21 protein-coding genes are annotated in these 24,032 nt (G+C 55.9%); 9 read left to right on the forward strand and 12 right to left on the reverse strand.

Features of this window, described 5'->3' with window-relative positions; translation table 11 throughout:
• Positions 1-337: 337 nt before the first annotated feature.
• Positions 338-916 (reverse strand): LolA family protein, encoded by a 579-nt coding sequence (locus tag AD944_RS08505; RefSeq protein ID WP_045542041.1) that lies wholly within the window; start codon positions 914-916, stop codon positions 338-340.
• Between the two features lie 469 nt (positions 917-1,385).
• Positions 1,386-2,309 carry a 4-hydroxybenzoate octaprenyltransferase gene (gene ubiA / locus AD944_RS08510; protein WP_045542036.1) on the reverse strand — a complete coding sequence of 308 codons (924 nt, stop codon included), beginning with the start codon at positions 2,307-2,309 and terminating at the stop codon, positions 1,386-1,388.
• Between the two features lie 331 nt (positions 2,310-2,640).
• Here ubiA and AD944_RS08515 point away from each other — a divergent pair, with 331 nt between their 5' ends.
• Together AD944_RS08515 and AD944_RS08520 are read left to right on the forward strand one after the other, a co-directional pair.
• Positions 2,641-3,405: a 16S rRNA (uracil(1498)-N(3))-methyltransferase gene (locus tag AD944_RS08515; protein ID WP_045542035.1), complete on the forward strand. Its 765-nt coding sequence runs from the start codon at positions 2,641-2,643 to the stop codon at positions 3,403-3,405.
• Positions 3,406-3,469: 64 nt separating this feature from the next.
• Entirely contained in the window at positions 3,470-4,897 is a 1,428-nt protein-coding gene (locus tag AD944_RS08520) for a glutamate--cysteine ligase (RefSeq protein WP_045542034.1), read from the forward strand.
• On the opposite strand, the gene AD944_RS08525 is transcribed toward AD944_RS08520, so the two are convergent.
• The gene (locus tag AD944_RS08525) at positions 4,898-6,289 is read right to left on the reverse strand and encodes an MFS transporter (protein WP_045542033.1); all 1,392 of its coding nucleotides are present in this window, start codon (positions 6,287-6,289) and stop codon (positions 4,898-4,900) included.
• A gap of 287 nt (positions 6,290-6,576) precedes the next feature.
• Here AD944_RS08525 and AD944_RS08530 point away from each other — a divergent pair, with 287 nt between their 5' ends.
• Positions 6,577-7,920 carry a GntT/GntP/DsdX family permease gene (locus tag AD944_RS08530; protein WP_045542032.1) on the forward strand — a complete coding sequence of 448 codons (1,344 nt, stop codon included), beginning with the start codon at positions 6,577-6,579 and terminating at the stop codon, positions 7,918-7,920.
• A gap of 33 nt (positions 7,921-7,953) precedes the next feature.
• Here the strand turns inward: AD944_RS08530 and AD944_RS08535 are convergent, their stop codons facing one another.
• The 5 genes from AD944_RS08535 to AD944_RS08555 all read right to left on the reverse strand — a co-directional run bounded on the left by AD944_RS08535 (position 7,954) and on the right by AD944_RS08555 (position 13,083).
• Positions 7,954-8,844: a hypothetical protein gene (locus AD944_RS08535; RefSeq protein ID WP_045542031.1), complete on the reverse strand. Its 891-nt coding sequence runs from the start codon at positions 8,842-8,844 to the stop codon at positions 7,954-7,956.
• 119 nt (positions 8,845-8,963) lie between these two features.
• On the reverse strand, positions 8,964-10,418 hold the full coding sequence (gene der / locus AD944_RS08540; protein WP_082741189.1) for a ribosome biogenesis GTPase Der: 1,455 nt from the start codon (positions 10,416-10,418) through the stop codon (positions 8,964-8,966).
• Positions 10,411-11,805 carry a PQQ-like beta-propeller repeat protein gene (locus tag AD944_RS08545; RefSeq protein WP_045542030.1) on the reverse strand — a complete coding sequence of 465 codons (1,395 nt, stop codon included), beginning with the start codon at positions 11,803-11,805 and terminating at the stop codon, positions 10,411-10,413. Before AD944_RS08545 ends, der begins: the two co-directional genes overlap by 8 nt.
• Before the next feature lie 8 nt (positions 11,806-11,813).
• Positions 11,814-12,506 carry a tetratricopeptide repeat protein gene (locus AD944_RS08550; RefSeq protein ID WP_045542029.1) on the reverse strand — a complete coding sequence of 231 codons (693 nt, stop codon included), beginning with the start codon at positions 12,504-12,506 and terminating at the stop codon, positions 11,814-11,816.
• 184 nt (positions 12,507-12,690) lie between these two features.
• A complete protein-coding gene (locus AD944_RS08555; RefSeq protein ID WP_045542028.1) occupies positions 12,691-13,083 on the reverse strand; it encodes a hypothetical protein in 393 nt (130 codons plus the stop codon).
• Positions 13,084-13,274: 191 nt separating this feature from the next.
• On the opposite strand from AD944_RS08555, the gene AD944_RS08560 reads away from it, so the two are divergent.
• From AD944_RS08560 to AD944_RS08585, 6 genes are read left to right on the forward strand one after another with little or no spacing between them, the layout of a single operon-like run.
• Positions 13,275-14,180 carry a glycosyltransferase family 9 protein gene (locus AD944_RS08560; protein WP_045542027.1) on the forward strand — a complete coding sequence of 302 codons (906 nt, stop codon included), beginning with the start codon at positions 13,275-13,277 and terminating at the stop codon, positions 14,178-14,180.
• Between the two features lie 8 nt (positions 14,181-14,188).
• On the forward strand, positions 14,189-15,256 hold the full coding sequence (locus AD944_RS08565) for a glycosyltransferase (protein WP_045542039.1): 1,068 nt from the start codon (positions 14,189-14,191) through the stop codon (positions 15,254-15,256).
• Positions 15,256-17,022: an asparagine synthase (glutamine-hydrolyzing) gene (gene asnB, locus AD944_RS08570; RefSeq protein WP_045542026.1), complete on the forward strand. Its 1,767-nt coding sequence runs from the start codon at positions 15,256-15,258 to the stop codon at positions 17,020-17,022. Before AD944_RS08565 ends, asnB begins: the two co-directional genes overlap by 1 nt.
• A gap of 42 nt (positions 17,023-17,064) precedes the next feature.
• Positions 17,065-17,943, forward strand: a complete 879-nt coding sequence (gene ygfZ, locus AD944_RS08575) for a CAF17-like 4Fe-4S cluster assembly/insertion protein YgfZ (protein WP_045542038.1) — start codon at positions 17,065-17,067, stop codon at positions 17,941-17,943.
• Entirely contained in the window at positions 17,940-18,362 is a 423-nt protein-coding gene (gene hisI, locus AD944_RS08580) for a phosphoribosyl-AMP cyclohydrolase (protein ID WP_045542025.1), read from the forward strand. The genes ygfZ and hisI overlap by 4 nt, the downstream gene beginning before the upstream one ends.
• Positions 18,363-18,416: 54 nt before the next feature.
• Positions 18,417-19,445 (forward strand): SPFH domain-containing protein, encoded by a 1,029-nt coding sequence (locus AD944_RS08585; protein WP_052427135.1) that lies wholly within the window; start codon positions 18,417-18,419, stop codon positions 19,443-19,445.
• 177 nt (positions 19,446-19,622) lie between these two features.
• On the opposite strand, the gene AD944_RS16370 is transcribed toward AD944_RS08585, so the two are convergent.
• From AD944_RS16370 to AD944_RS08600, 4 genes are all read right to left on the reverse strand, one after another.
• Positions 19,623-20,375 (reverse strand): acyltransferase family protein, encoded by a 753-nt coding sequence (locus tag AD944_RS16370; RefSeq protein WP_082784190.1) that lies wholly within the window; start codon positions 20,373-20,375, stop codon positions 19,623-19,625.
• On the reverse strand, positions 20,357-20,701 hold the full coding sequence (locus tag AD944_RS17575) for an acyltransferase family protein (RefSeq protein WP_061474821.1): 345 nt from the start codon (positions 20,699-20,701) through the stop codon (positions 20,357-20,359). The genes AD944_RS16370 and AD944_RS17575 overlap by 19 nt, the downstream gene beginning before the upstream one ends.
• A gap of 200 nt (positions 20,702-20,901) precedes the next feature.
• Positions 20,902-22,074: a lipid-A-disaccharide synthase gene (gene lpxB, locus AD944_RS08595; RefSeq protein ID WP_045543580.1), complete on the reverse strand. Its 1,173-nt coding sequence runs from the start codon at positions 22,072-22,074 to the stop codon at positions 20,902-20,904.
• Positions 22,075-22,115: 41 nt separating this feature from the next.
• Positions 22,116-23,936: an ATP-binding cassette domain-containing protein gene (locus tag AD944_RS08600; protein WP_052427291.1), complete on the reverse strand. Its 1,821-nt coding sequence runs from the start codon at positions 23,934-23,936 to the stop codon at positions 22,116-22,118.
• Positions 23,937-24,032: the final 96 nt, after the last annotated feature.

Genomic DNA, 24,032 nt, shown 5'->3' on the forward strand with positions numbered 1-24,032 from the left:
TCTCATTCAAAAGTCACTCTTTTTATGGGGGGATTACCATTCCGGCTTCTTATATCGCTCTGAGGCCCGGCATTTTCCAGTCACACTGGCCCAGAAAACTGGCCTCTCTCCCGCATGGCTGTCCGCATCTTTCCGAATCTGGAGTGTGAGGACGGTAGCAAGCAGATTTTGCTCTGGGTTCACACCGCCAGCCTATAGTGGCCCACTCCGACCCAAACACGCTCAGGGCGGCTATGAAAAAGCCGAATTCGACGCTCCTTGCCACGCCACCCAGAGGCAAAATCAACGGCTGCAAACTACGGAAGCCGAAGCCCCTGAAGGCTCTTCCTGCCGTTTTTTATTCAGGCTGAGCGGGGAGAGTAAATGTATTAGTGGGAATGCTGATGCCAGTATGCACATCAAACAGTGTCACACGTGTCTCCCGTCCTTGCGAATCCAACACACTCCATGAGCGCAGTGACACAGGTTTGTCATGGAACACCAATGTCAGGCTGCCATCGCCCGGAGAGGATGTTCTTACCAATGAGACCTGCACCAGCCCGCCTTCATGAGCGAAGCCGGTAATGGTCACATCGTCAGAGAGGCTGACATGCTGACGCAACAGCAAGCCTAACGGAGTACGCTCCATGGGAATAACCGTGGTCTGATCCAACTGGTTATCACGGAACACTACCTTTCCGTCGTTCGCCACCAGCAAAAGCGGGGTGGGTGGATCATACGCCAAACGCATCTGGCCAGGCCGCTTCATCCACACCACACCCGTTGTACGTTTGCCGTCGGCATCCAGTTGCTGCATCCGCGCCTGAAAGGTGGTGGCGCTGTTCAACGCCTGCTCAATCTTTACCAACCATGCCCGATCAGAGTCGGAAAGCGGCGCAGACTCTGGGGCGGCAGCCTCCTGCTGCGGCACGGACATCCGCGCGCCAGCTTCTTGGGCTGACGCCACAGAAACACTGCCTCCGGCAATAACCGGCAGCAGGAGCACCGCACCAGCCACCAACTCATGCCGAAATGAGGAAAAGGCGCGTGAAACCATGGTCATATGTTCTGATATTCCTACTGGGACCTATTGAGGACGGAGCCCGCTATCAGACCGTCCTCTCACGCCATTATTATGGCACTCTCCCGCCAACTGTAACAGGGACGATGGCGGCACTCTCGGGAATCCCTTCCTGCGGCATGACATTCTTGGGCCATACGCTAATCGTACCTCCTCCCTCCCCGGTCTAACGCGCCATGCAGACAATGTCGGATGTATGGGAAGGGAAAATTCTCAGAAAGACTAAGGTAAAGCCATTACGCGAACATCAAAGCAAGCGCGCCGCATAACACGGCTGCTTTCGTGCCCTTTAAACCCACCACAGGACCTTCTTCCCACGTATTCCTCAGACAGCGACACGCCCCAACACGAGCGCCAAAGCAACAGCCAGCCCAATTTCGCGGCTGAAGCGGAATTGCGTGAGGCAGAGAGCCGGATCTGCGGGGTTTACCGTGGTCGCCTGCCGCGCCAGCAGCACAGCCGGCAGAAGCAGCGCGGGCCAGAACAGCAGACCAACTCCCGCCAGCCCACCGGCAACAGCCAGCAGCCCTACCATACCTGCGTAGCACGCCCCGATAAATCCGCGCGCCTGTGACACCCACAGTCGGGACGTAGACTTCACACCAATGCGGGCATCATCTTCCATGTCCTGAAAACCATATATGGTGTCAAAGCCCAGCTGCCACAGAATGGTCGCGCCATAGAGCGCCGCCTGCGCCCAGGAAAGAGCACCCGCAGCGGCAGCATAACCCATAGGCGCGCCAAACCCGAACGTGAAGCCCATCACCAGTTGCGGCCACCACGTAAACCGCTTTGCCAACGGATAAAGGGCCACCAGCACCAGAGAAGACACACCAAGCAGACAGGATAATCCGTTCAACTGCACCAGAACCGCCAGCCCGATCAGCAGCAGCAGCAGCAGGAACAGGACCGCCTGCCGCATGCTCAATGCGCCGGACGCCAGCGGACGGCCTGCCGTGCGCACCACCTGACGGTCAATATCACGGTCCCACATGTCATTCACCACGCAGCCCGCAGCGCGCATGACAAGACTGCCAATGCCAAACAGGATGATCAGCCGCACCCGCTCCGCCACCATCACATCACGCGGCAGCAGGATTCCCCACACGCCGGGCAGGAACAATAACCACGTGCCAATGGGCCGATCCAGCCGCGCCAGCAGGGCATACGCCTGCAAGCCAGCAGGAAGGCGGCTAATCCACCCCGTGGTTTTGATATCAGTATGAGAAGAGGAGGCTGATACGGACACGGGGCTGATTTATCCCTGATTGCTGAAACATTTCCATGGGCAATTCCCGTAAAAAACTGCCTGAGCACCCTTTACAGCCCCACCCACCCTGCAAACCCAGAGCCTACATGCTGCGGGGGCCGAGAACACGCCATGACGGGGCTATCCTGATCCCTCCGCATGATAGCGAATGCAGAAAGCCCTATCCCGGCCCTCATACGACGATTGAAGGGATGTCACAAACTGGTTCCTCATGAAGACCTTTGCATAACAGGCCGTTCGCGCCTAAATGTGACCTCCTCATTCTGTGGGTACCCTGCCCGCTCCCCTTTTTCAGCCAGATCATCAGAGCATGAGCGCCCACGCCCACCTTCCTCGCCTTTACATACCAGCCGACACGTTGCCGGTAGCCGCTCCGGGCGCGTCCTGCCCGCTGCCGCCTGCGCAGGCCCGGTATCTGGGGACTGTGCTGCGCAAGCAGGCAGGCGATTCCGTACGCATTTTCAACGGCAGCATGGGCGAATGGCTGGCAACGCTCAACCACATCCGCAAGGATAAAGGCAGCCTCCTGTTAGCAGAACGCTTACGCGCACCGCTGCCCCCACCCGCCCTTGTGCTTGCCTTTGCTCTCCTGAAGCGGGATGCCACAGATCTGGTACTGCGCATGGGCACGGAGCTTGGTGTGACCAACTTCCAACCGCTGATAACAGAGCGAACCAATACGCATCGCGTCAATCTTGACCGGCTGACCGCCATTGCCACGGAAGCCGCCGAGCAATGTGAGCGGATGGATATTCCGCATGTTGCCGAACCATGCCAGTTGACAACGCTGCTTGGTTCCTGGCCGGAAAACCACCGCCTATTTGCCGCAATAGAACGCACACAGGACCGAGGGCTCGCCCCAAACGTAACGTTTCGGGATGCCCGCGCCGGGGATGGATTGCTGATTGGTCCGGAAGGCGGCCTGAGTGATGCGGAATGTCAGGCCCTCCTTGCGCGCCCCTTTGTTGCCCCTGTCTCGCTCGGCCCATTGGTGCTGCGTGCGGATACCGCCGTGGCGTCGGGACTGGCTTTGATGAGTGACGGCTTGCGCTCTACACAGGATCAGTCACAATAACCTTACTTCTCCGTTCTGAGCCGTGCAGCGCCACGGATCGACTTTCAAGGAACAATACGCTCTCATGTCCAACGCTGGTGCCCTAGACGATACGCCTGTCCGCTCTGTTTCGCAGTTGGCCGAAATTCTGGCGCAGGGATGCAAACCTCGAGACGCATGGCGCATTGGCACCGAGCATGAGAAATTTGGCTTCATCCGCCCGGAAGCCGCCAGCAATGGCAGTAACCCACAGGGGGGCCGCCCGGCCTACGCCGCCCCACCCTATGCCCCTGCTGGCATTGAGGACCTGCTGATCGGGCTACAGAAAAGCGCGCCAGATGACTGGCAGCCTATTCTGGATACCGGCAGCATTATCGGCCTGAAAGGGCAGAATGACGCCAAAGGGGCGGGCATTTCCCTTGAACCGGCAGGCCAGTTTGAACTCTCCGGCGCGCCGTTGCGAACGTTGCATGAAACTGCGCAGGAACTAAACGACCATTACGAGGCCGTGCGCCCACTGGCCCGCAAGCTGGGGCTGGGCTTTGCCCCTTTGGGCTTCCACCCCACTGCCTCCCGTGACGACCAACCCTGGATGCCCAAATCACGCTACGCCATCATGCGGGATTACATGCCTAAGGTGGGCAAACTGGGACTGGACATGATGCAGCGCACCTGCACTGTGCAGGTCAATCTGGATTTTGCTTCGGAACAGGACATGGTCCGCAAGATGCAGGTCTCGCTGGCCCTGCAACCTGTGGCGACCGCGCTGTTCGCCAACTCGCCGTTTGTCGAGGGCAAGCCCAATAACTTTCTCTCAAACCGGGCACGAATCTGGACAGATACGGACAACGCCCGCTCCGGCATGCCCGCCTGTGTGTTTGAAAAAGACTTCAGTTTTGAACGCTATGCGGAATGGGCGCTTGATGTTCCCATGTATTTCATCATGCGCAATGGCAAAATGCGCAACGTGGCGGGCCGGTCTTTCCGTGCCTGGATGAATGGAGAGCATCAGGACGGACTGGATGATGTCACCCCCACGCTGGGTGATTTTGAAGATCACCTGACTACAGCCTTCCCGGATGTGCGCCTTAAACAGTTTCTGGAAATGCGGGGAGCCGATGCAGGCTCCTTTGAAATGATGATGGCGCAGTCCGCCCTGTGGGTGGGCCTGCTGTATGATGACGCCGCGCTGGAAGCCGCTTACGAACTGGTGCGCGAACGCCCGTGGGAAGATTACGTGAAGCTGCGCAGCCTTGTGCCCATGCAGGCACTGGACACACCATGGGGCGACGGCACGGTGCGCGATCTGGCCGCACAGATGATCGGCATTGCCATGGATGGCTTGCAAGGCCGCGGCATTGTGGATGACAATGGCGTGGAAGAGTGGGCCTATCTGGCCCCCCTCACCGCTCTTGCCGCTGGTGCCCCCACGCAGGCTGAACGGTGGCTGGACCGCTATTACGGCGCATGGATGGGCGATACCAACCGTATCTTCCTGGAAAGCGAGATCTGATTACCCACGCATAAACAGGCGGCTTGCACTTAAAGCCGCCGCACTGGCTGCCACACAGGTGGCAGCCAGCAGGCAGGCCCGTGCGCCTTCATGCGCGAACTGGGCAAAGAACGCTGCCACCCCCATCGCGCCGAATGCCTGCCCTGCCTGCCGGGCCACCTGCACCATGCCGCTGGCTCCGCCGGCACGGGCATGGGAGACAGAAACCATCATGGCGCGATTATTGGGTGGCTGAAAAAAACCGAACCCCCACCCGGCAAGGGCTGTACGCCAGGCAATATCCAAAACGGACGGCTGCAATGGCAGGAGCCACAACAACAGAAAGCCCGTGGCGGTAACAGACAGCCCGATGGATGAGAGCACACCGGCAGAAACACTATCCGCCACCCGCCTTACTACAGGGGCCGCACACATGATACCAATAGGCCATGGGGTAATCAGCAAGCCTGTCAGCGCAGCACTCAGGCCCAGTTCATCATGCAAGGTGAACGGCATGGAAATGATGTAGAAGTTGGAGGCCACAAACCCCAGAAAGCCTGTAGCAAACGCCACGGCAAAGTCCGGTCTGGCCAGCAGATCAACGGGCAGAATGGGCTGAGGCGCTTCTGCCTCGCGCCGCACCAGCACCACACCTGCACCAAGTCCTATGACAATCAGGCAGACGGAAAGTGCCACGTTACCGTGATGGGAAAGTTCGTCACACCCCATCACCAAGGCACCTACGCCCAGAATGCACAAAAAACTGCCCAGAGTGTCAGATTTCTGGTTACTGCGGGGTGTTTCCGGCAGGGCTTTGAAAGCCATAATCAACGCCAAAGCCCCCAAGGGGAGATTGACCCAGAACAGCCACGGCCAGGACGCGACACTGAGAATAACCGCTGCTGCCGTAGGGCCAAGAGCCACGCCCACAGCCACTACAACCCCGTTAAGAGCAATACCGCGCCCGATTTCCGCATGAGGATAAATAAAGCGCAGCAACGCAATATTCACGCTCATGATGCAGGCGCCGCCAATACCCTGAAGCACCCGCGCCCCCGCCAGCATGGGCAGAGATGTTGCGGTGGCGCACAGCAGGGAAGATGCCATGAACACCATGATCCCGGCCCGGCACAACCGCGAAAACCCGACCTTGTTCCCCAAGGACGCCAGAGGCAGCAGGGAAACCAGACTGGCAAGCTGATAGGCGTTCACCACCCAGATGGAAGCGGAGGCGGATGCCTTGAGGTCTCGTGCTATGTCGGGCAACGCCACATTGGCAATGGCGTAATCAAGCAAGGCCAGTAGCACGGAAAGAGAGACGGCAATCACAGCCATTGTGCGCGCCGACCCTTGCAGGCCATCCGCTGAAGAAGAAGTATTTAAGCGCTCATCCGGATGCGCAAGGTCTGCCATGGGCTACAAAGCTCCTGTTTCATTAACGTCATGATCTTGCGCTGCGCGCCTCTGTGCCATTCCTCTTCCGAAAGAGAAAGTATTTTATCCGCCGCGCCTGTGAGGCATCCCTTCACACGAAAACGTGCAACAGGCTTGCTATAACACGCCCGGTTTTCCCCGATGGAGTATTCTCCGCGTTTTCACGCCCTTGTGCCCGAAGTTTGTCACACAACGCCGCATCAGAGGCATCGTCCCTTCAATCAAGGAGTTGACAGCGCCCTCCCGGCTCGCTCCATCCTCAGACCATGACGCCTCTTCTCGCTACGGTGCTGACAGCCGCCGCCATCCTGACACTGGTCTTACTGATTGGATGGGTGCGCCTTAACCCATTCATGACATTGTTTATTGTCTCGGTCGGGTTAGCTCTGGTGGCGGGCATGCCTGCGGAAAAAGCCATTGCCTCGTTTGAAACGGGCATGGGTCATGTGCTCGGGCATGTGGCAGGAGTCATGGCGCTGGGCACCATGCTGGGGAAAATTCTGGCCGAAACCGGAGGAGCTGATCAGATTGCGCTCACCATCTCCCGTCTCGCGGGCAAAAAACGGCTGAACTGGGCCATGATGATCATTGGTCTGCTAGTCGGCCTGCCTGTATTTTATGAGGTCGGGTTCGTTTTGCTTATCCCGCTGGCTGTTGTTCTGTCCCGCCAGAACAGCCTGCCCCTGCCCATGCTGGCATTTCCCATGGCGGCGGCGCTTTCCGTCACGCACGCTATGGTACCCCCGCACCCCGCCACGCTTCTGGCCATTTCGGCCTACCATGCCCATACGGCACGCACGTTATTCTGGGGCATCCTGATCGGCACACCTATCGCCGCAATTGCTGGCCCGCTATACGCCTATTACATTGTGCCACGCTTGGGAGACATTGCCCCCACGGCTCTGGCCGCCCAGTTTTCCCGTGCCTCCACACCGCAGAAGCTCCCTTCTTTCGCTCTTTCCTGCCTTACGCTGCTAGTGCCGGTTGTTCTCATGCTGGGTGGCGCTGTGGCGGAGATGATTTGGCCCGCCACAGCATGGCCGTATCGTGTACTTCACTTTCTCGGAAATACAGATATTGCGCTGCTGGTCGCCACATTGATGTCCTTCTGGCTGCTTGGCAGCATCAGTGGTCTTTCCCGCGAAACCATTCTGCGATTTTCAAATGAATGTCTTGCCCCCACCGCCACCATCATGCTGCTGATTGGCGCAGGCGGCGGTTTTGGCCGGGAACTGATTGATAGTGGCCTGTCGCATTCCATTACGGACATGGCGCTGGGGGCTCATGTCCCCCTACTGGTGCTGGCATGGCTGCTCGCGCTGCTGGTGCGCATTGCCACAGGCTCAGCTACCGTCGCCACCACCACAGCATCAGGCATTGTCGGCCCCATTCTGGCCTCTTCCCCCACTGTCTCTCCCGAGCTTCTGGTGCTGGTGACTGGTGCGGGATCTGTTGGACTCAGTCTGATGAATGATGCGGGCTTTTGGCAGATGAAGGAATATCTGGGCATGAACCTCAGCCAGACCCTACGTAGCTGGACGGTTATAGAAACCCTGATCGCCATATTCGGGCTGCTGATCTGCCTGCCCTTGTCTTGGATTATCCATTAACGCGCTGCCACACGCCCCTAGCCAGCACACGCATCAAGAGGAGTGGCGCGCATTCCGCATACGCAGAAGGGCTTCACAGGCACTCAGAAAACTCATTTTAGGATTGGCTTTGCTGTAGGCATACAAGAAGGTAATGTCTTCATCCAACACTTGGTTAGACGTTGCATAATTCAGCGCTTTTTTCTTGTACGCGCCACTTACCACATTGAGCCCACTTATGAAGCCCTGGTACCAAGTGTAATAATAATACACTCCGTCCATTTTCTTTTGCTCATGCATCTGGGCAAATTCTTCGCATCGCGTAATGCCCAAACCGTATATCTTCGGACTTTCTTGGGAGGGCGGTGCTGACGTTATAAATCGTGCCTGATCCTCCGGGGTAAAGGAATGACGGTTTTCAGCAAGATAATCCGGTATCTGGTTGAGGTTTACAAACCGTCCCTCACCATCAATCTCATATCGTTTGCCTGTATCCCCAACAATATATTTGAATTTTTCTCCTGTATCATCAGTAACAAGTTCACCTTTATCATCTATAAAATAAGCCTCTGCGTTATCTCCAACCACAAAGCACTTTAATTTGGCGCCAATTTCGGCCATTTTTTTGATAAGATGATCGTCTGGATACTTGGCGGATATCGTGCCAGGATAATACCAAAGAGTATTTTCCCCTCTTTCCACAATTTCTCTATCAGGGTGGCCGACATAGATTATAGTGCCTTGGCCCTCAATTTCGACACCGTCTTTGTTTCTCTCTGCTTCATAAGCAAGCGACGGATCTGTAGCCACCACAGCATAAACCATATCCTGCGTAAGCTGTAACAAAGGCCGGCCAGCATCAGGCCACATAAAGGCTTCACGGGTAATGGTGACGTCATATCCCATAAAAATATCCTTCCTTAATATGGCTTCATCACCTGCCATAAAAACGGTTTAAATTTTGAGATGTTCTTTCAGGAAAATCTGCTCAAAAACGAAAAATGCTTTCCTCCCATCGGAAGAAAGCATTTTTCAGAAAAACCTAGAATGAGAAGCGCACTCGCTCAGCGGTCTGCGTAAGGGTTCTTTGTACCACGCAACTGCAAGCGAATGGGCACGCCCGGCAGATCGAACGTTTCACGCAGGCCATTGACCAGATACCGCTTGTAATCTTCTGGCAGCAATTCCGCACGGGTGCCGAAAATAACAAACGTTGGCGGACGGGACTTCACCTGCGTCATATAACGCAGCTTCAGGCGGCGACCTTCCACCAAGGGGGGCGTATGGCGTTCAAGCGCAGCTTCAAACCAGCGGTTCAGTTCACCTGTCGGCACACGGGCGTTCCAGACTGTCCAGGCATCCCGCACGGCTGGCAACAGGCGGCGCAGACCTGCACCCGTCAGGGCGGAAAAAGTCACCACGGGCACGCCACGCATCTGCGCCAGAGAAATGCTCAGCCGATCCAGAATGGCCTTACGGGTGCCTATCCGGTCTTCCACCATATCCCATTTATTGAGCGCCAGAACGCATGCACGGCCTTCGCGCTCAATCAGGCGAGCAATCTGCAAATCCTGCTCATGCACGCCCAGCGTGGCATCAAGCACCAGCACAGCCACTTCCGCCATTTTCAGCGCTTCGATGGAAGCCGAAACGGACATTTTTTCCAACGCCTCATCAATCCGCGCCTTTCGGCGCAGACCGGCTGTATCAACAACCTCGAACTCATCGCCATCATCATAAAGCGTAACAGCAACCGAATCGCGGGTCAGGCCGGGTTCCGGGCCGGTAATCATCCGCTCTTCGCCCAGAAGGGCATTCATCAGAGTCGATTTTCCCGCATTAGGACGGCCAACAATGGCAAGACGCATAGGGCCTTTGGGGCGAGCTTCAAGAACCTCCTCACCCTCTGGCACATCCACTCCCTCAGCAGAAAACCCATCTTCCGGAAGCTCTTCTTCTTCCGGTTCCGGTTCGGGAGGCAAATGCTCCACAATTTCAGACATGAGGTCAGCAAGACCTTCCCCATGCTCGGCAGAAACCGCAACCGGTTCACCCAACCCAAGTGCATAGGCTTCCATGGCAGAAGCAGCACCAGACCGGCCTTCAGCCTTGTTGGCCACCAGCAACACTGGACGGCCCTGACGGCGCACCCATTGGGCAAAATGTTCATCTGCAGGTGTAATGCCCGCACGGGCATCCACACAGAACAGCACCAGAGCCGCATTAACCATTGCGCCTTCTGAAGAAGACCGCATACGGCCAAACAACGTATCAGGCGCAGCTTCTTCCAGCCCGGCGGTATCAATCAGGCGGATATGCCGCCCGCGCACAATGGCAAGGCCTTCCTTACGGTCACGTGTCACGCCAGGGGTATCTGCCACTAGAGCCTGACGCCGCCCGACCAACCGATTAAAAAGAGTGGATTTTCCAACATTGGGGCGGCCTACAATGGCCACAACCGGGAGGTCACCCGAAGGAAGCGGCGCCACTGGCCGCATAGGCCGACGGCGATCAGCCATAAGAGCGTAGCTTTCCGTCGTTCGTTACAATCAACATTTGCTCATCAACAACAATAGGCGGCACGAAAGAAACCGCATCAGAAGAATCAACGGAGATAATACCGCCAGTTACTGGGTTAACCCGCACCACACCATTACCCGGCAGAGTGCTGATGCAGACCAGTTGCCCACCAGCCATAACGGGGCCAATCCACGTTATGATATCTTTGCTCACATCCACACGGCGGAAGCGGCGCAACTGCGTAATCCAGCGCACATGGCCGGAAAGACGATCAATGCAGGTCAACTGCTCGTCCAGAGACACCACAAACAGCCAGTCCCCTACGCACAGAATGCTGTTCTGGCTTGCAACCGCACGTTCCCACAGCCGACGCCCGGTCCGGATATCCACGGCGGCCAGAACCTGCGCCATGCTGACAGCATAGACCGTGCTGTCCACCACTACAGGCAGGCCACGTACACAGGTCAGGTTCAGGGTGCTGGCCTGGCTGTTCACGTTGCCAAGCATTTCACTCCAGACAACCTCACCAGTTTCAGCACGGAAAGCGATAAGATCACCCCCGCCAAAACCGCCAATCACCACCCCGTTGGCATAGGCTGGTGCCGGCAGCCCAAACACCGTTGTGTCTGCCTGCGTGGCCCCATAGGACCAGAGCTGACGGCCCGTTGCGGCATCCAGCGCAAAAAAGCGTTCATCAATCGTGCCAAAGAAGACACGGCCATCAACAACCGTGGGAGCAGAACGGCCGGGGGTGCCGATATCTGAACGCCACTTTACTTTCCCTGTTGTCGCATCCACCGCCAGCGCTTCTGAAATAGCACTGACAATATAGACAGTGTCTCCATCCACAGCCACGCCACCGCCCAGATTGCTAGACCGCATCTTTTTCGGCTTGGGGTCAATGGTCCACAGATGAGACATGCGCGGCCACGAGAACGCACGCACAACGCCCTGCGCATCCATAATGAACAGACGGCCATTTAGAATAACCGGCGAAGACTGGATCAGCCCCCGGCCAAAACCACCCAGAGCCGCCCAGGCCAGCATATCAGGCTCGGAAATACCGGCACCAATGGATTTGGACCACCGCTCACGCAGGCCCGCCCATTTATAGTTGCTGCCCACATGAGACCCAACCCGGCCCACCAGCGGCCAGTCAGAAACCGTAATCGGCTCTGGCAGCGTAATGGGGGTGTGGTCTTCCTTATCCACTTCCAACCCGGAACCTGAGGACAGTACATCTGTCCTGTGCCCGGCCAGAATTGGCTTTTCATCCTCATCAAACAGGCTGCATCCGGCCAGAGCAGGCGCAAGAGCCGCTCCCGCCAGAAGTTTCCGGCGCCCCAGCGGAGCCCGCACTATGTTAGAAGAGCGCGTCTTGGTCATGAAGTGCCTCACCCTGCCGAAGGATCCAGTGCCTGGGTCATTGCCTGCGCCCGGCTTCTTACGCCAGAGGGCACATCATCCGCCGCAGCCAGTTCTGCAAATTTCTTACGGGCATCATCCATATGCCCTTCTCGCACATCCAGCGTAGCAAGCGCTTCCGTTGCCAGCCCATGCCATGCCTTATCCTTACCCGTCAGCAGGGAAAGGCGGGAACGTAGGCTTGGAATGTCTCCCGCATCAATCTGTTTCTGGCACCACAGTAACATGGCAAGCTGGCGCAAAAGCGGATCTGCCTTCTGGTCAGTCTGCACGGCATCCCATGCCGCCAGCGCCGCTTTTATATCACCATGAGCCGCCTGCACCGCGCCTTCTTGCAAACGTGCCAAGCTTGCAAGGCCACCGGGGCTTTTCGCTGCAAGCTGCTGAAGGGAGGCAAGGCCTATCTTGGCGGTTTCACCTAAGGGGGTGAGATTTGCGGAGGCAGGAGGGAGATGATCCGTCTGCCGCAGGGCGGTCAGATAAGCCCCTGTCGCAGCAAGAGAGGCGGATTTCTGGCTTGAAAGATGCCAGGACCATGCGCCTGCACCCGCCAGAACTACCACCAGCACCCCAAGCCCCAGCCCCGCGTAACGACGGGCGGCCTGCCGCAGGCGCTCTGCCTTCAGTTCGTCATCAACTTCCTTGAAAACATCTTCTGCCACGTCTGGCCCGTTCCCGTTCTGGCTAACTCAATAAGTGCGTAACGGGCATATCTGCCCTACCTGCGCGCATCATACAAGGCACCAGCCCGGAAAGACAGTCCCTAACAGCCGTGCATCCCGTGCGTTTTTCTGCTTCTGCTGGCCGGGCATTCTCCCGGCCAGAGAGCCCTACGCAGGCTTTACTTCAGTGAGACCCCCCACCGAATTTGCTGCTGCCAGCCTTAAGGGCGGCTGTCATACGGCTGAAATTGGTGGCAATGCGCTTCTGTACCGCGGCACTTCCTTCATGAATATGCGCAATTTTTTCACGCGCTTCATTGCTGATGGCCGTTTCTTCCTTGTTGGCGGTCCGCGCGACACAACCGTTATAAGCGCGGGCGGCTTTCTCGTATGTCGTGGCTTTGTCAACACTCGCGTTATAATGTTCGACAGAAGACACATCCATGGAAGGCATGGTGGGTTCCGCACCGCAGGCGGATGCCGTCCAAGCAGTGGTGGCGGCCTGAGCCTGACCTGATACAACCGGCAGAGCAGCCATAAGGGCCGCGCCACATACCAGAAAAAAACCTTTCCTCATTCTTTTTATTCCCTGTGATAAGCAACCACTCCTGCCTGACACACCACAAAGGTAAAAATCAGGCGGCCGCTGCAACGCCGGGTTCATGGCACACATGGCATAAATGTCCATACCGCTCCTGATGCATGAGCGCTTCTCTCTGCTTATCCCCCGCCTTGGAAAAAACAAAAGGGCGGTATAACAGTGGCCTAATGCGTATTCTCTTCATCACGGCCACACGCCTGGGCGATGCCGTGCTCTCCACAGGCCTGCTGGCACATCTGATACGCACCATCCCGGATGCCCGCTTTACCATTGCCTGCGGCCCCGTTGCTGCCGGGCTGTTTGAGAATCTGCCGGGACTCGATGCTGTATTGGTAATGGACAAGCGCAAATATGATCTGCACTGGCTGGATTTATGGAAAGCCTGTGTGGGGCAGAAATGGGATCTGACGATAGATCTGCGCGGTTCAGCCACCACACTGTTCCTGCGCTCGCGCAAGCGGTTGATCATGCGCGGCGGACGGCGGCCAGGTTTGCGCCTTACCCATCTAGCCAAACTGCTGAACCTTACCCCGCCCCCGTTGCCCACCGTCTGGCTCAGCAAGGCGGATCACGCTATTGCTGCCACAACCTTGCCGGCACAGGGTCCCCTGATTGCTCTTGGCCCAACTGCCAACTGGACCGGCAAAATCTGGCCGACTGAGCGTTATCTGCCGTTATGGGAAGCTCTTTCTGCCGCCATACCCAATGCCCAGCCTGTCATCTTTTATGGTCCTGGCCCACAGGAGCAGGCGCTGGCTGCCCCGGTTCTGAACGCACTGCCAAATGCTGTTGATGCAAGGGGCCATTTTTCCCTGCCGCAGGTTGCCGCCATGCTGGCCCGTTGCCGCCTGTATATCGGTAACGATTCCGGGCTGATGCATCTGGCGGCTGCCGCAGGTACCCCCACACTGGGTCTATTTGGCCCCTCTCGCGCATCAGAATATGCGCCGTCAGGCAAACAGACGGCATGGGTAGTTGCTCCCGGCCCAGAAGGTGAGGCCCCTATTGCGGGCCTGAGCGTTGCCACCGTCGCCCGAGCTGCTGCACGCCTGCTGGCAGAAACACACTCATGAGCCCCACAATGCCCCCCATTTCTGCCCATGCCCCCTCCCCCAATACGCAACCGCTCCGGGTAGCGCATGTTATGGCGGGCGCGGCAACAGGCGGAGCAGAGCTGTTTTTTGAACGGCTTTGCATAGCGCAGGCGGCCTCCGGCCTCTCGGTGCTTCCCATTATCCGACGGGAAGGCGCCCGCGCACAGCGGATGCGGGCCGGAGGCATTGCCCCAACGGAACTCCGCTTTGGCGGTTTGGCTGATCTAACCACGCGCTTGCGGCTAAAACAGGCGCTCACATCCTTTGCACCACGTGTGACAGTGGCGTGGATGAATCGCGCGGCCCGTTTCACGCCACAAGGCAACTGGATTCTGGCGGGGCGGCTCGGCGGGTTTTATGATCTTTCTTATTATCGCCGATGCGACCATCTGATTGGCAACACCCGTGGGTTAGTCCGTTGGATGAAAGAACAGGGCTGGCCCGAAAACCGCGTGCACTATCTACCCAATTTCGCCACGGACCTTGCCACCACTGCTCCCGTCCGTCCGGATGGCGTGCCGCCTGATGCGCCCTTTATTCTGGCGCTGGGCCGCCTGCACAAGAACAAGGCGTTTGATGTGCTGATCCGCGCCATGCGCCATCTGCCCGGCCAATGGCTGGTTATCTGCGGAGAAGGCCCAGAACGTGAAGCTCTTGAAACGCTCGCCAGACAGGAAGGCGTGGCCGACCGTGTGCTGATGCCGGGGTGGTCCACACAACCGGGCAGGCTGATCCGTGCGTGCTCCGTGCTGGTCTGCCCCTCACGCCATGAACCGTTGGGCAACGTTGTGATTGAAGGTTTTTCCGCCACAAAACCCGTCGTCGCGGCAGCCTCTCAAGGGCCAACGGAACTGATCCGTTCTGGAGCAAACGGCCTGCTGGCTCCTGTTGAGGATGCGCAGGCTCTTGCCCGCCAGCTTGGCGCGGCGCTGGAAGATCCTGCCCTTGCCCACAAGCTGGCCCTTGCAGGGCGCGCGGATTATGACCAGATCTTCGCCACTGGCCCGGTTCTAACCGCCTGGCAGCAGTTTCTCTCCTCAGTGGAGGCCCCCTGATGTGCGGCATTGGCGGACTGGTCTATACCCGCGGCACATCCCCAAAGCCGCAGGATGTGCTGGACCGCATGGCCGCAGCCCTGAAGCATCGCGGGCCAGACGGTGCGCATTTTGCCCGCCTGCCGCATGCTGATCTGGTTCATACCCGCCTGTCCATTATTGATCTGGCAGGAGGAGATCAGCCACTTTCCGCAGGCACTGGCACCCTTATTGCCAATGGCGAGATTTATAATGACCCCCAGATCCGCCAGCAGATCGGGCAAAGCCATTTCAAAACCGGCAGTGACTGTGAATCCCCCCTCCTGTTATGGGAACGCAACGGCACGGACTACGCCCGTGGCCTGCGAGGGATGTACGCCATTGCACTGTATGACAGCGCACAGGAAGAACTCCTGCTTAGCCGTGATCCGTTTGGCATAAAGCCACTCTATGTCACGGAATTTGAAGGTGGCCTGGCATTTGCATCAGAACCTGGCGTTCTGCTGGCCGCAGGGCTTGCTCCCCGCACAATGCGCCCCTCCGCACGGGATGAACTGCTGCAACTTCAGTTCACTACCGGACGGGAAACCATTTTCAGCACCATTCACCGCGTTATGCCCGGAGAAACAGTGCGCGTGGTGCAAGGCCGCATTCTGGACCGGCAACACCGTTCGCCCCTGCCCGACCTAGTGCCCAATCAGCCTCCGCTGACAGAGGAAGATGCACTTCACCAGCTTGATGCCGCGCTGATGAACAGCGTGCAGGCGCATGAACGGTCTGATGTGCCGTTTGGCCTGTTCCTATCCGGTGGCATAGACAGCGCCAGCCTTCTTACAGCCATGGCGCGGCTCCCCCGCCCAGAAAAACTCCGCACATGGACGGCAGTTTTTGAAGCCCGCAATGCGGCAGATGAAGCGGATGCCGCAGCCGACCTAGCCCGTGGCGTGCAGGCGGAGCATGAAACCGTGCGGATTACAGCCTCCATGGTCTGGCAACATCTGCCCGCCATTGTTGCCTGCATGGATGACCCAGCCGCCGATTACGCCATTATCCCCACATGGTTTCTGGCCCAAAAGGCAGCGCAGGATGTGCGGGTTATCCTCTCCGGTGAAGGCGGGGATGAACTGTTCTGTGGCTATGGCCGGTATCGGTCCGCCATCCGCCCGTGGTGGCGCGGGGGGCGCCGCATATGGCGGCGCGGCATGTTTGATGGCCTGAATGTGCTGCGCACCCACCCCGCTGACTGGCGGGATGGCATTATGGCGGCGGAGGTCAACGCCGCCAGTGAGCCATCACGTCTTGCTGCGGCGCAGGCAGTTGATTGTGCGGAATGGCTGCCGAACGACCTCCTCCTCAAGCTGGACCGTTGCCTTATGGCGCACGGGCTGGAAGGCCGCACGCCCCTTCTGGACCCGGTGGTGGCGGATGTTGCGTGGCGACTGCCAGACACATTGCGGGTGCGCGGAGACAAGGGCAAATGGCTTCTGCGCCGCTGGCTTGAACAGCATTGTCCGGCAGCAAAACCGTTTGCCCCCAAACAGGGCTTCACCGTGCCCATCGGGGCCTGGATTGCGGAACAAGGTGAACGCCTTGGCACTCTGGTAGCGCAGCAGGACTGTATTCAGGAAATTGCCCGGCCAGAACGTGTACGTGCCCTGTTTCAAGCCGCCGGCGGCCGGAAAACCGGCCATGCCGCATGGACGCTGTTGTTCTATGCCCTGTGGCACCGCACACACATACGTGGCCTTGCCCCCACCGGGGATGTATTTGAAACGTTAAGCCAGTAACCTCATTTCAAGAAGACCATCATGCTTTTGGGAGAAGACGCCATGCCATCCGTCACGCATGTTGCCCTGCTTGAAAACAGAACCGTTCTGAAGCTGTCTGGCGCAGACCGGGTCAAGTTTTTGCAGGGACTGGTTACAGCCGATATTGCCGCCTTAACACCGGGGAGCGCCGCATGGTCTGCCTGCCTGACTCCGCAGGGCCGCTGGCACGCGGATTTTTTTGTGCTGGCAGACCCGGACGACACCTGCCTGCTGCTGGAGTGCGCAACCGAACAGGCTGAAAGCCTACGCAGCCAGTTATTGCGTTTCCGCCTGAGGTCTGATGTGCAACTGGAACCCACTGGTATGCGTGTGCTGGCCGCATGGGGCGAACGCCCGGAAGCCGCCCTGCTGGAAAACGCCATTACCTTTGCGGACCCCCGTGTGGAAGCCGCAGGCTGGCGTTTGCTGGATGCTCCCCCCGAAACCACACTGACAGCCACAGAGCAGGACTATAATCTGCACAGGCTGGTGCTGGGGCTGCCCGATGGTGTGCAAGACTGTGAAGTTGGCCGCACGCTAGTGGCAGAAGCCAATATGGATCTTCTCGGCGGGGTTTCCTGGACGAAGGGATGCTATATGGGCCAGGAAGTTACGGCGCGCATGCATTACCGCACCTTGGTCAAAAAGCGGCTGGTGCCTATTGCCAGCACGGCTCCACTCCCTGCACCGGGTACGCCTGTTCTGGCCGATGGGGTGGAAGTAGGCACGCTGCGGTCCTCACAGGATCATATCGGGCTCGCGCTCCTGAAAACAGCAGCACTTGAAAAGACATTGCTGTGTGATGGTCATAAGCTGGTCCCTCGCCCTCCGGCGTGGCTGGCGGCTGCGCTGGATGCCGCCAATTCCTCCTCCAACCCAGAAACTCCCGAGCCTTCATGACCTACACTCCTCCTGCCTCCGTAGCACTTGAAACCATGCTGGATGCCGTCTCGTTTGACGCCTCCGGCCTGATTGCCGCCATTGCCCAGCAGCACGACACGGGCGAGGTGCTGATGATTGCATGGATGACGCGTGAAGCCCTGCAGGAAACCCTGCAAACAGGCCGCGTCTGTTATTACTCCCGCAGCCGCAAGAAGCTCTGGCGCAAAGGCGAAACATCCGGGCAGGTGCAGCATCTGCATGAAGCCCGTCTGGATTGCGATGCAGACGCCGTGCTGCTGCTGGTCAACCAGATTGGCGTAGCCTGTCACACAGGGCGAAGAAGCTGCTTTTATCGTGCATTTGAGCAGGATGGACTGGTAGAACTGACAAAACCGGAAATTGATCCCAACCAACTTTATGGGCACACGCATTCCTGATGCGGGAGCCTGAACACCTCATCTCTGCACCGTTATAATTAAAGGATGTGCCCCATGCCCTCAGCCACACAGTCCCCTCCCACAGGACGGCCCGAGGGCAACACGACCATCCGGTCCGGACACATTACTGAACATACGTTCCGCGCCATCAGCGCATGGCCTGTTCTGGCAACGTGTCTGGCATTGGGTATTGCCGGAGCGTGGCTGTTCTATCTTGTGGGCCAGCACATTGTGCCCTCACCCGGCCTCCCCATTATCGGCATTGCCTGCTTTCTACTGGCTTTTTTCCTACTCAAGGGCCTGATCATTCTTCAACCGAATGAAGCTGCAGTCTGCCTGTTGTTTGGCCGCTACAAGGGCACGCTCACGCAGGCCGGTTTCTGTTGGCTTAATCCACTTTATACACGCCAGAAACTCTCGCTGCGGCTCAAGACCCAGGAAACCGGCCCCCTGAAAGTGAATGATGCCGTAGGGAATCCGGTAGAGATTGGTGCTGTTATCATCTGGCGTGTATCAGAAGCAGCGCGCGCTACGCTGGAAGTGGATAATTACGGCCTTTACGTCTCCGCCCAGAGCGAAACAGCCCTCCGCCTGCTTGCCAGCCGCCACCCCTATGACCCCACCGAACAACAGGATGCGCTACCGACGAGGGACACTGGCACTGGCACTGGCACTGGCACTGGCACTGGCACTGGCACTGGCACACCGGCTTTTACTGAAGCGCTTTCATCAATAACCCTGCGTGATGGAAGCGATGTTCTGGCCAGTATTCTCCTGCAGGAATTGCAACTCCGCATGGCAGCCGTTGGGATAGATGTTGTGGAGGCGCGCATTTCTCACTTGGCCTATGCACCGGAAATTGCAGGCGCAATGCTGCGCAAACAGGCCGCCAACGCCGTTATAGCCGCTCGCCGCGTCATCACCCAGGGTGCTGTCTCCATTATTGACGATGCACTGGCAGACCTTGAAGCCCGCATGGATCATCAACTCGCCCCCCAACAACGCGCCGCCATGATCTCCAACCTCCTGATTGTCCTGATAGGAGACCGCGAAGCTACCCCTGTTGTGAATACAGGTTTGTAAAAGGATTTTTTTGATGATGTTATTTTATTACAAACAATTTTTACTAATTAAAATCTAGAATACGAGACTGCAGGATGCAGGATGCAGGATGCAGGATGCAGGATGCAGGATGCAGGATGCAGGATGCAGGATGCAGGAACGCTTTAAGAAATATCCCCCGCTCACCACAATGAGAAATTATGCATTTTTATTCACTATTTTTGTAAAAATACGTGATGCGCATTTTGATGAGGGTGTTTCTACAAATCTATATGAAAGATAACTTAAAAATGACACAACTGGCATCAAAACACATATAAAAAACAATGTAATATTAATCGCAGGATTTCCAATAAAACTTGAAAACATTTTTATAACCACATAATGCCAAATATACATGGAAAATGATATTTTTCCCAAAAAAGAAAATATTACATTACCAAAAAGCACATTAGAAACTTTCGAGTTAGCAGCTGAAACAATAAGAAATGGCACCATGAAATATAAATATGGCTGCTTTACATATAAATCTTTGTATTCCATTGGCATGCAATCATAACCCGTTATTTTACCACCAAAATATGGAGAAAAAGGTAAAATAAGAAATAAAGCAACAAGAAAAATTAAGTTTTTCTTACCTCCTCTTTCATTTCTATTTTCATCAAAAAAGATATAAGAGAAAGACCCAAACAGAAAATATTGGAATGTAAATCCTATCCTGGTAAAATTAAAAGGCCAATATGTATAAAAATTAGTTGATCTAACAAATAAAAAAAGAAATAAACACACCATTAGAAATTTCATATTCCCAAATTTTTTAAAATACCACAAAATAGGGAATATTAAATAAAATACTATTTCAGGACCAATACTCCAAAAAACAACATCCCCCTTTATCAAAATAAAATTTAATAAAACTTCTTTAATAGATACTAATTCATTAAAGGCCAAAAAAAACTACTATCCACACCTAATGCGATGAATATTTTCTGATAAATATATAAAATTAGCAAAGAGATATAAAATAAGGGAATGACCCGTGAAAATCTTTTTACAAAAAATATTTTGATGTTTTTAACATTGAATTCCAAATTTCTTGTTACATGCATCATAAGAAAACCAGACAGCGCAAAAAATATTATAACCCCTAATGCGCCCGTCTGCTGCCCATACCGCCCTTTCACGCCTGCCTGTATCATATAATGAGCCATTATAACCAACAGGCATGCAATCCCACGTATACCATCAAGAGCTTTTAAATGATATTTGGCTAACATATAAAAAATAATTCCTTGTCTTTATATTTACTTATCAAGCAGATCATATTCTTAAATCCGTTTTCCTACTAGATTCTATTATAAACCCATCATCATTATCCTTTATAAAGTGAAATTTATTGCATTTTCAAAGTATTTATATAATTTATATTCCAATTACTTTCCATTCGATATTTCGATAAACTAAGATCATATTTTACTCACCCCCGTCGTTCCGCCATTAGGGTCAGCACAGCCTCGGCAGCAGCATCCGCAGGCAATTTTCCTCCTGGCCCCTGCAAACCATTCAGAACCGTTTTGAAAGCCTCTTTCTGACTGTTTGCCATGTCAGGGTTTTCAAAAAGGGCCTTTACCGCGTTAGCCAGAACGGAAGGCGTGCATTGCTCCTGCAAAAGCTCCGGCACCACTGCTCGCCCGGCCAGTAGATTGACCATGGCCACATACGGCACCCGGATAAGCCGCCGCGCCATAAAGGCCGTAATGGGATTGACCCTATACGTGACCGCCATCGGCACGCCTGCCAACGCCAGTTCAAGGGTGGATGTGCCTGATTTGGTCAACGCAGCCCCTGCTGCCGCAAACGCATCATGCTTGTCTTGAACATCCGTCACAATTACCGGCCTTACAGGCCAGTTTGCCGTTTCACGCTCAACGGTGGCAGCCACCACGGGAGAGACAGGAATAACCGGCACCAGATCGGGCATATCCTTACGGAGCAGAGCCAGCATCTTGCCAAAAGCCGGCAACAGCCGCGGGGCTTCAGACCGTCGGCTGCCCGGCATCAACACCAGCACGCGCGCCGTGGGCTCCAGCTTGTGCCGTTGGTGAAAGCGGGCACCATCTCCATCCTGCGCGCCAGACTGAAGAACGGGGTGCCCCACAAAACGGGTCAACAGTCCATGCCGACTGAAAAACGCTTCTTCAAAGGGAAGCAGGCACAGCAGTTCATCCCACAGGCCAGGGAACTCTTTGACGCGTTTTTGCCGCCATGCCCAAACCTGCGGAGCCACGTAATGAACCCGCAAAATCCCTTTATCGGTAATACGCCTAAGCAACCGCAACGCAAAACCGGGGCTATCAATGGTGATTACCAGATCAGGCTTTCGGGCAGCAATATCATCTACAGCCTCGTTCAGCCGAGCGGAAAGTGCGCGAAGCCGGGGCAGTATTTCCACCAGCCCCATGACAGCCAGATCACGCATGGGAAACAGGCTACGCAGCCCCTGCTCCTCCATCCGCACCCCGCCCACACCCACAAACCGCACAGCGGGATTACGTGTGCGCAGAGCCTGCATCAGGCGTGCGCCCAATACATCACCACTGGCCTCGCCTGCCAGAATCCAGATCAGGGGAGAAGAAGATTGGTCTGCCATACCTTCAGCCATAAAGTGCTGTCCGGCATGGCACAATGGGGTCAGGCAATGACCGCCCGTTCCATACCCGGTACCCCCGTGCGCAGGGCCGAAACCACATACGCCTCAAATCCTGCCGGATTCTGGGAGAAACGCTGTAAATCTGCCTGCTTCAATGTCATGCGCACACGCCCACCTTCCAGAAGCAGACCATAGGTGCAGGATGTTAGTAAGATTGTGGGCTCATGCAGGGTTGTAATCAGCAAATAGTCTGACTGCGCCATGTCCCGTAAAACCTGCTTCAGATCAAACAGCGAGACAGGGTCCAGCCAGTTGAAAGGCTCATCCAGCAGCACAATGCGTTGCCCGCCCACAAACGCGCAATACAGCGCCAGCCTCTGTTTCATGCCTGCGGAATAATGTGCCACGGGCCGCGCCCAGAACCGTTCGAGCCCTAAGGCCTCCCGCAATGCCGCAAGAGCCTGTGTCTGATCTGCCTCTGCCGTCTGCGCCGCCACCAGATCAGAAACCATACGGCCCGTTAGATCAGACGGGAGGCACGCTGCGTCTGGCATGAATCCAATCCGCTGCGCCAGCGCGCTACGGGATGCCTCATGCGCTTCTCCGTCGAGGAGAATACTGCCCGATAGCAAGGAAAGGCGGCCACCAAGTGTCTTCAACAAAGTCGTTTTACCAGACCCATTGGCCCCAATAATACCGACCCAGCCCGGTCCTGCCATTTCAAGCTGCTCAATCTGCACCAGCGCCTGGCCACCAGCCCCGCAGATCACATCATGCAGCACTACTGTTAGCGAAGGAGGAAATGCAGTCATGAAAGGGCCATCCATAAACGCTGCTGATTCCGCCGCCAGAGATAAGCAAGTCGGAAAAACGCCACCAAAACCAGCAGACCAGAGGAAATAGTCACACACAAGACAGCTAAGGCACCAGAAAACCCAAGGGCCATTTCTGCTCGGTTTTTTTGGAAAAACACGATAATGAAGGGTCACAAAAACGGAAAAGAACAGCGCAAGACCAGATAGAACAAGCCATGCCTGCACGGCCACCAGAAGGCAGGCCGGAAACAGAATAACCGGGAGAAGCGCAGCGCCACTTACTACAGCCAGCCGCTTCACCATGGCTTTGACAACCGTGGCCATTGGTTCACCCATCATGGTACCAAATGCAGCCCGCTCCCCACTCTGTGCCGGAAGAACAACAAACGGAATGACCCCGTATCCGATGAAGAACACTAACCAAAGGGAATGAGTAAAATACCACTGCCCCGTTATCCCCAATCCCACCGCGATGAAGGCAGTAACGCCACACATCCATGGCAAAGAAGTCCATTTAGGCAGGCCCTGTACCCTAAACTGCCTATTAGGCTGAGAAGATTTATCCTCAGAAGGAAGAACTCTGCCCGTTTTCTGAGCGAAAAACTGTGGTTCCAGCGCAAGAAAAAATCCCAGACCGAAAAACCATACCCCAAGGCATCCCGATGCCACAGGTGCCGTTATGGAAACATGCCATAAACAAGCAGCCGTGCTCACAAATGCAAATGCCCCTATATTTGCCACGATACGATAGGCCATCCGCTGCCGCACATTCAGTATGGCAACGGTGACAACAGAATGCCCCTCCAAGCGTCGTACTCGGGAGGTGATCATCATATTCGCCACCACGTTTGTGGCAGCACACACAGCCAACACCACTTCAGCAGGAATGAAATGACGGGGTTGGCTGGCAGACCAAGCTACCACGCCCAAACTGCTTACAACCAGAAGCACAATGAGAAACAGGATGTCTCTCTTGCGGCTTATCATGTCCCTGATGATGGCAGACACTAAAACCCACTCATAATAAACAAGAAAGAAGGGTGTCATTCTGAAATCCGGCCTGACCTCTGCATCCTGAGACAGTGAATGAGCACTGTTCATTCACTTTATTCCATGGAAACACCAAAATGGCCATTCAGTGCT

The organism is Acetobacter tropicalis (assembly GCF_001580915.1).
Lineage (GTDB): Bacteria > Pseudomonadota > Alphaproteobacteria > Acetobacterales > Acetobacteraceae > Acetobacter > Acetobacter tropicalis.

What these genes read in the sequence shown, in the direction of transcription:
- AD944_RS08505 (WP_045542041.1), bottom strand. Translation starts at nt 916, where the DNA reads ATGTCCGTGCCGCAGCAGGAGGCTGCCGCCCCAGAGTCTGCGCCGCTT.
- AD944_RS08515 (WP_045542035.1), top strand. Translation starts at nt 2,641, where the DNA reads ATGAGCGCCCACGCCCACCTTCCTCGCCTTTACATACCAGCCGACACG.
- AD944_RS08520 (WP_045542034.1), top strand. Translation starts at nt 3,470, where the DNA reads ATGTCCAACGCTGGTGCCCTAGACGATACGCCTGTCCGCTCTGTTTCG.
- AD944_RS08525 (WP_045542033.1), bottom strand. Translation starts at nt 6,289, where the DNA reads ATGGCAGACCTTGCGCATCCGGATGAGCGCTTAAATACTTCTTCTTCA.
- AD944_RS08530 (WP_045542032.1), top strand. Translation starts at nt 6,577, where the DNA reads ATGACGCCTCTTCTCGCTACGGTGCTGACAGCCGCCGCCATCCTGACA.
- AD944_RS08535 (WP_045542031.1), bottom strand. Translation starts at nt 8,844, where the DNA reads ATGGCAGGTGATGAAGCCATATTAAGGAAGGATATTTTTATGGGATAT.
- der (WP_082741189.1), bottom strand. Translation starts at nt 10,418, where the DNA reads ATGGCTGATCGCCGTCGGCCTATGCGGCCAGTGGCGCCGCTTCCTTCG.
- AD944_RS08545 (WP_045542030.1), bottom strand. Translation starts at nt 11,805, where the DNA reads ATGACCAAGACGCGCTCTTCTAACATAGTGCGGGCTCCGCTGGGGCGC.
- AD944_RS08555 (WP_045542028.1), bottom strand. Translation starts at nt 13,083, where the DNA reads ATGAGGAAAGGTTTTTTTCTGGTATGTGGCGCGGCCCTTATGGCTGCT.
- AD944_RS08560 (WP_045542027.1), top strand. Translation starts at nt 13,275, where the DNA reads ATGCGTATTCTCTTCATCACGGCCACACGCCTGGGCGATGCCGTGCTC.
- AD944_RS08565 (WP_045542039.1), top strand. Translation starts at nt 14,189, where the DNA reads ATGCCCCCCATTTCTGCCCATGCCCCCTCCCCCAATACGCAACCGCTC.
- asnB (WP_045542026.1), top strand. Translation starts at nt 15,256, where the DNA reads ATGTGCGGCATTGGCGGACTGGTCTATACCCGCGGCACATCCCCAAAG.
- ygfZ (WP_045542038.1), top strand. Translation starts at nt 17,065, where the DNA reads ATGCCATCCGTCACGCATGTTGCCCTGCTTGAAAACAGAACCGTTCTG.
- hisI (WP_045542025.1), top strand. Translation starts at nt 17,940, where the DNA reads ATGACCTACACTCCTCCTGCCTCCGTAGCACTTGAAACCATGCTGGAT.
- AD944_RS08585 (WP_052427135.1), top strand. Translation starts at nt 18,417, where the DNA reads ATGCCCTCAGCCACACAGTCCCCTCCCACAGGACGGCCCGAGGGCAAC.
- AD944_RS17575 (WP_061474821.1), bottom strand. Translation starts at nt 20,701, where the DNA reads ATGTTAGCCAAATATCATTTAAAAGCTCTTGATGGTATACGTGGGATT.
- lpxB (WP_045543580.1), bottom strand. Translation starts at nt 22,074, where the DNA reads ATGGCAGACCAATCTTCTTCTCCCCTGATCTGGATTCTGGCAGGCGAG.
- AD944_RS08600 (WP_052427291.1), bottom strand. Translation starts at nt 23,936, where the DNA reads ATGACACCCTTCTTTCTTGTTTATTATGAGTGGGTTTTAGTGTCTGCC.